Annotated in this window: 5 protein-coding genes and 2 tRNA genes; 4 read left to right on the forward strand and 3 right to left on the reverse strand. The window is 66.1% G+C overall.

Annotated elements, in window-relative coordinates:
* The first annotated feature begins 38 nt into the window (after positions 1-38).
* Positions 39-755 carry a TIGR03936 family radical SAM-associated protein gene (locus tag GPA_RS10845; protein WP_041239497.1) on the forward strand — a complete coding sequence of 239 codons (717 nt, stop codon included), beginning with the start codon at positions 39-41 and terminating at the stop codon, positions 753-755.
* 123 nt (positions 756-878) lie between these two features.
* Here the strand turns inward: GPA_RS10845 and GPA_RS10850 are convergent, their stop codons facing one another.
* From GPA_RS10850 to GPA_RS10860, 3 genes are all read right to left on the reverse strand, one after another.
* Positions 879-1,058, reverse strand: coding sequence for a hypothetical protein (locus GPA_RS10850; protein ID WP_015539893.1), 180 nt, complete (start codon positions 1,056-1,058; stop codon positions 879-881).
* Between the two features lie 211 nt (positions 1,059-1,269).
* Positions 1,270-1,346 (reverse strand) — tRNA-Asp (locus GPA_RS10855).
* A gap of 111 nt (positions 1,347-1,457) precedes the next feature.
* A tRNA-Asp gene (locus GPA_RS10860) sits at positions 1,458-1,534 on the reverse strand.
* A gap of 213 nt (positions 1,535-1,747) precedes the next feature.
* Here GPA_RS10860 and GPA_RS10865 point away from each other — a divergent pair.
* Genes GPA_RS10865 through GPA_RS10875 form a run of 3 tightly spaced genes read left to right on the forward strand, consistent with a single transcriptional unit; the run spans position 1,748 to position 6,293 of the window.
* Positions 1,748-2,275, forward strand: a complete 528-nt coding sequence (locus GPA_RS10865; protein WP_041239498.1) for a MarR family winged helix-turn-helix transcriptional regulator — start codon at positions 1,748-1,750, stop codon at positions 2,273-2,275.
* The gene (locus tag GPA_RS10870) at positions 2,266-4,428 is read left to right on the forward strand and encodes an ABC transporter ATP-binding protein (RefSeq protein ID WP_041239499.1); all 2,163 of its coding nucleotides are present in this window, start codon (positions 2,266-2,268) and stop codon (positions 4,426-4,428) included. Before GPA_RS10865 ends, GPA_RS10870 begins: the two co-directional genes overlap by 10 nt.
* Complete coding sequence (locus GPA_RS10875) at positions 4,425-6,293, forward strand: ABC transporter ATP-binding protein (protein ID WP_015539894.1); 1,869 nt, start codon at positions 4,425-4,427, stop codon at positions 6,291-6,293. Before GPA_RS10870 ends, GPA_RS10875 begins: the two co-directional genes overlap by 4 nt.
* Positions 6,294-6,344: the final 51 nt, after the last annotated feature.

Consider the following 6,344-nt stretch of genomic DNA (forward strand, 5'->3'; position numbering starts at 1 on the left):
AACCGTCCCCTTGTCCCCATCCGGGAAGGAGGTTCCCCGTGGCTGATCCCCGCAACTTCCGCCTGCGCGTGGAATTCGGCAAGCAGGGGCGCCTGGCGCTGCTGAGCCACCTCGAGGTGGCCCGCGCGCTCGAGCGCGCCGTGCGGCGCGCCGGCTTGCCGTTCGCCATCAGCCAGGGCTTCTCGCCCCACATGAAGATCGCCTTCGGTGCCGCGCTGCCCGTGGGCGTGGGAGGGCTGCACGAGGTGTTCGACCTGCAGCTCACGCGCTACGTGGCTCCCGAGCGGGCGCTCGAGGCGCTCCAGGCGGCCAGCGCCCCCGACCTCATGGCGAAGGAGTGCCGCTACATCGAGCTTGGCGCGCCTGCCGCCTCCGTTGCGTACCCGGTGAGCACGTACCGAGCGCTGCTGTCGTGCGCGCCCGCCGCGCTTCCGGTGCCCGACGAGATAACCGTCGTGCGCAAGAAGAAGGAGAAGGTGCTGCGCACAGCCGACTTCCTCATGGGCGGCATCGAGCTGGCAGGCGCCGTGGCCACGTTCGCCCTCGAGGCGAAGCCCACGGGCTCCTTGCGCCCCGACGTGCTGCTGCACGCCTGCGTGGATGCGTACAACGCTGCAGGGGCGGATACGCCCGCGCTCGGCGCCGCGGCGGATGCGCCGAGCGGCCTTCCAGAGGACAGCCTCTCCGCCGAGTCCTGCGCGCCGGACGAGCGCCTGCGCGTCGTCACCCTCACGCGCATCGAGCAACGCGCCTGACGCGCTGCTCGACGGGATGGTGCTAGGGGGCGGGGACGAGGTATCGTCCCCGCCCCCTTGCCGCTTCGGCCGTATACGGCCGAAGCGGGCTCTTACGGCATCGACCGATGCCGCGGGCGGCTATCAAGCCCGGCAGTTCGAGCGGTCGGGTGCCTTCAGCTGCTTGAGCCAGGCCTCGTAAGCCTCCTTGTCGCTGCGGCTGGGTATGCCGTCGCGCGACGGTCGCGCGGCGTTCCTCCGCGGCTCGGGGGCAGAGTCGTCCGCCGGCGCGGCGCCGGACGTGGTGCGGGGATTCTCCTCCATGGACCCTCCTTTATCGGTTGCGGACGCAGGCGCGCCGCCGGGCGCGTTTTCCCGAGTATAGAGTACGCGGCGGGACGGAGGTATATGCCCAGAGGGCTAATTCCAGGGCACGAGCATCCCTCCGGCCGGATGGGATGTTCGCAGGTGCTCCCAGGCGTCGATAACGGCAAAAAGGCTCCGGGCGAAATCGCCCGGAGCCTTCGAATTCTGATGGCGGGATGTACGAGACTTGAACTCGCGACCTCCGACGTGACAGGCCGGCGCTCTAACCAACTGAGCTAACACCCCGTGAAGCAGTGGTGGTTATTCTACCGGGTGTTGCCTTCTCGCGCAATACCCTAATTCATACTTTTCGCCTCAAAGAAAAAACCCGCACGAGGCGGGTTTTCCAGATTCCAATGGCGGGATGTACGAGACTTGAACTCGCGACCTCCGACGTGACAGGCCGGCGCTCTAACCAACTGAGCTAACACCCCGTGCTTTGCAGCGCGGATTATTCTACCGGTAGCGTCCATCCGGCGCAATACCCTATTTTGAGTTTTTTCGAATCGCGAAGTCAGGTTGCCGAAGGGGCTGTTGCGCGGCATTCGTGCAGGTTCTGTGTCCGTGTAAACAATTTAGAAACTAAAATTTAAATTATGCTAAGGTTTAGCAGCTAAACTACAAGGGAGATCAGGAAAGGAGACGCCGTGGACGAATCGTTCGCCGAGACGAAGCGCGGGCTGTACGAGCTCATGCAGCGCATGCGGCACGACCGCATCACCCCGCCCACGCCCGAAGGCGTGACGCCGTCGGAGGCGCGCACCATGATGACGGTGGCGATGCTGGAGGAGCATGGCGAGCCCATCAGGCCCGGCCGCGTGGCGGAGCTCTCGCACACGACGCCCAGCGCGCTGTCGCAGACGTTCAAGGCGCTCGAGGAGAAGGGTCTGATCGAGCGGCGCCGGGCAGGGGACGACTACCGCGCCGTCACGGTGAGCCTCACCGCCGAGGGCCGCCGGTTCGCCGCGGAGGGGCGTCGCATGCGCGACGAGCACATGGAGCAGGTCATGGCGTTCGTGGGCGAGGAGGACATGGCGCATCTTGTGCGCATCCTCAAGCGCGTCGTCGAGTTCCACGACCGCACGCACGCGGGCGGCGAGTCGGCGCTGTGTCCTTGCGGCCCCGCGCCCTCCGCACCGCGCGACCCTGAAGGAGGAGATGCCCCGTGCGCATAGTCCGCTACCTCAAGAACTCCAAGATCGCGGTCGCGCTCATCGTGTGCCTGCTCATCGTGCAGGCGTTCACCGACCTTGCGCTGCCGAACTACACGTCCCAGATCGTGGACGTGGGCATCCAGCAGTCGGGCGTGGAGCACGCCGCCACCGAGGAGATGACGGCTCGCACCCACGACCTCGTGGCCATGATGCTGCCCGAGGGCGACGAGAAGACGTTCGAGGCCGCCTACGACGAGACCGACCAGGGCACCTACAAGCTGAACGCCCAGGGCGAGCGCGAGCAGGCCGAGCTCGACCGCATGGTGTCGCTGCCGCTCGTGGCCATCCACTACTCCCATCAGATCCCCGACCTCGACCTCGACCAGGCCCTGCAGGCCTACCAGGCGGGCGCCGTCCAGAAACAGCAGATCCTCGACATGCTGGACAAGGCGAAGGAGCAGATGGGCGACATGGGCGATTCCATCGTCGACCAGCAGGCCATCGCGGCTGCTCGCGCGGAGTACGAGCAGCTCGGCTACAACCTCTCCGACATGCAGATGCGCTACCTCGTGCGCATCGGCCTGACCATGCTGGGCCTCGCGGCGCTGGGCATGGCGGTGGCCATCCTCGTGGGCTTCATCGCCTCGCGCACGGCCGCCAAGGTGGGCGCCACGCTGCGCGCGAAGCTCTTCCGCCAGGTGGTGTCGTTCTCCGACGCCGAGGTGCAGAGCTTCTCGGCCGCCTCGCTCATCACGCGCGGCACGAACGACATCCAACTCGTGCAGATGGTCACGGTCATGCTGCTGCGCATGGTGCTGTACGCGCCCATCCTGGCCATCGGCGGCATCATCATGGTGTCGCGCACGAACCTGGCCATGAGCTGGATCATCGTGCTGGCCGTAGTGGTCATCGGCGTGCTCATCGTCGTGCTCATGAAGGTGGCCATGCCCAAGTTCAAGATCATGCAGAAGCTCATCGACCGCGTGAACCTCGTGTCGCGCGAGATACTCACGGGCCTGCCCGTCATCCGCGCGTTCGACCGCCAGCCCTTCGAGGAGCAGCGCTTCGACGTGGCCAGCACGCGCCTCATGAAGACCCAGCTGTTCACGAACCGCGTCATGACGTTCATGATGCCGCTGATGATGCTCATCATGAACGGCGTGTCGGTGCTCATCGTGTGGGTGGGCGGCTCCTACATCGACAACGGCACCATCCAGACGGGCGACCTCATCGCGTTCATCACCTACGCCATGGTCATCATCATGGGCTTCCTCATGATCGGCATGATCTCCATCATGCTGCCGCGCGCCGACGTGGCCGCGCAGCGCGTGGACGAGGTGCTTTCGAAGCAGCCCACCATCTGCGACCCTGCGCCCGGGAAGGCGCGCGACGCGGAGCTGGCCGGCCGCACGGGCGGCGCCCGCATCGTGTTCGACGACGTGAGCTTCAAGTACGGCGACTCGGCCGAGTGCGTGCTGGAGAACCTGGACTTCGCCTGCGAGCCGGGGCAGACCACGGCCATCATCGGCTCCACCGGCTCGGGCAAGTCGACGGTGGTGAAGCTCATCGAGCGCTTCTACGACGTCACCTGCGGCTCCATCACCGTGGACGGCGTGGACGTGCGCGACGTGAGCCAGGAGGCTCTGCGCGCGCAGCTGGGCTACGTGCCGCAGAAGGCGTTTTTGTTCAGCGGCACCATCCAGTCGAACATCGCGTACTCGGACGAGGGCATGCCCGAGGAGCGCGTGGAGCTGGCGGCCCAGGTGGCCCAGGCCGCCGACTTCATCGCCTCGAAGGCCGAGGGGCTCGACGCCGAGGTGTCGCAGGGCGGCACGAACGTGTCGGGCGGCCAGCGCCAGCGCCTGGCCATCGCCCGCGCGCTGGCCACGGAGGCCCGCGCGTACCTCTTCGACGACAGCTTCTCGGCGCTCGACTACAAGACCGATGCGGCGCTGCGCCAGGAGCTGCACACGCGCCTGGGCGGCAAGACGGTGGTCATCGTGGCCCAGCGCATCTCCACCATCCTGCACGCCGACAAGATCGTCGTGCTCGACGACGGCCGGATCGTCGGCCAGGGCACGCACGACGAGCTCATGGAGGGCTGCGAGGAGTACCGGGAGATCGCGATGTCGCAGCTCTCGGCCGAGGAACTGAACGGGGGTGATGCGGCATGAGCGCGCAGACGGACGGGGCGGCCACGCGCCGCGGCCCCATGGGCGGCCACGGCCCCGGGCACGGCATGATGCCCGGAGAGAAGCCCAAGGACTTCAAGGGCACGCTCAAGAAGATGATCGGCTTCATGGGCCGTTTCAAGGCGGCGCTCGTGGTGGTGCTCGTGTTCGCCATCGGCTCCACGGTGTTCAACATCGTTGGACCCAAGGTGCTCTCCACGGCCACGACCGAGCTGTTCAACGGCATCGTGGCGAAGATCGACGGCTCGGGCGGCATAAACTTCGACGCCATCGCGCAGATACTCCTGTTCACGCTGGGGCTGTACCTGCTGTCCGCAGCCTGCTCGTTCGTGCAGGGCTGGATCATGTCGTCGGTATCGCAGCGCACGAGCTACGAGCTGCGCCGCTCCATCGCCGAGAAGATCGACCGCATGCCCATGGGCTACTTCGAGCGCAACTCGGTGGGCGACACCCTCTCGCGCATCACCAACGACGTGGACACGCTCGGGCAGAGCCTGAACCAGGGCGTGACCCAGCTCATAACGTCCGTCACCACCATCATCGGCGTGCTCGTCATGATGCTGACCATCAACCCGCTCATGACGCTCGTCACCGTGGTCATCCTGCCGGTGTCGGTGGTGCTCATCATGGTGGTGGTGAAGCGCTCGCAGAAGTTCTTCCTGGCGCAGCAGCGCACGCTCGGCGAGATCAACGGCCTGGTGGAGGAGACGTTCTCGGGCCACGCCATCGTGAAGGCGTTCAACCGCGAGGACGGCACGGTGGACAACTTCAACGAGACGAACGCGCGCCTGTACAACTCGGCATGGAAGAGCCAGTTCTTCAGCGGCCTCATGCAGCCCATCATGAACTTCGTGGGTAACCTGGGGTACGTGGCCGTGGCCATCACGGGCAGCTTCCTGGCCGTGCAGGGCATCATCACCGTGGGCGACATCCAGGCGTTCATCCAGTACGTGAAGAACTTCACGCAGCCCATCACGCAGCTCACGCAGGTGTCGAACGTGCTGCAGCAGATGGCCGCCGCCGCCGAGCGCATCTTCGAGTTCCTGGACGAGCCCGAGGAGGAGCCGGACCACGCGACGATCACGTCGTCGCAGGTGGAGTGCGAGGTAGAATTCGATCACGTGCACTTCGGCTACAATCCGGAGAAGCCCGTCATCAAGGACTTCTCGGCGCGCGTGACCGAGGGCCAGACCGTGGCGCTCGTGGGACCCACCGGCGCCGGCAAGACCACGATGGTGAAGCTGCTCATGCGCTTCTACGACGTGCAGTCGGGCTCCATCAAGATAGGCGGCCACGATATCCGCGACTTCGCGCGCGACGACCTGCGCTCGATGTTCGGCATGGTGCTGCAGGACACGTGGCTGTTCAACGGCTCCATCCGCGACAACATCCGCTACGGCAAGCTGGACGCCACCGACGAGGAGGTGGAGGCGGCGGCGAAGGCCGCCTACGTCCACCACTTCATCCAGACGCTGCCCGAGGGCTTCGATACCGAGATCAACGAGGACGCCAGCAACATCAGCCAGGGCCAGCGGCAGCTGCTCACCATCGCGCGCGCCATCCTGGCCGACCGCCGCATGCTCATCCTCGACGAGGCCACGAGCTCGGTGGACACCCGCACCGAGGAGCGCATCCAGAAGGCCATGGACAACCTCATGGCCGGGCGCACCTCGTTCGTCATCGCGCACCGCCTGTCCACCATCAAGAACGCGGACCTCATCCTCGTCATCCGCGACGGCGACATCGTGGAGCAGGGCACGCACGAGGAACTGCTCGCGCTTGGCGGTTTCTACGCGGAGCTGTATAATTCACAGTTCGCTGAGACTATCGACGAGATCGAGGACTAGCGCGACCGCGGGAGGGGCCCGCCGCCGTGCGGGCCCCGCGGCCGGGCATGC

It is taken from the genome of Gordonibacter pamelaeae 7-10-1-b, assembly GCF_000210055.1.
Classification (GTDB): Bacteria; Actinomycetota; Coriobacteriia; order Coriobacteriales; family Eggerthellaceae; genus Gordonibacter; species Gordonibacter pamelaeae.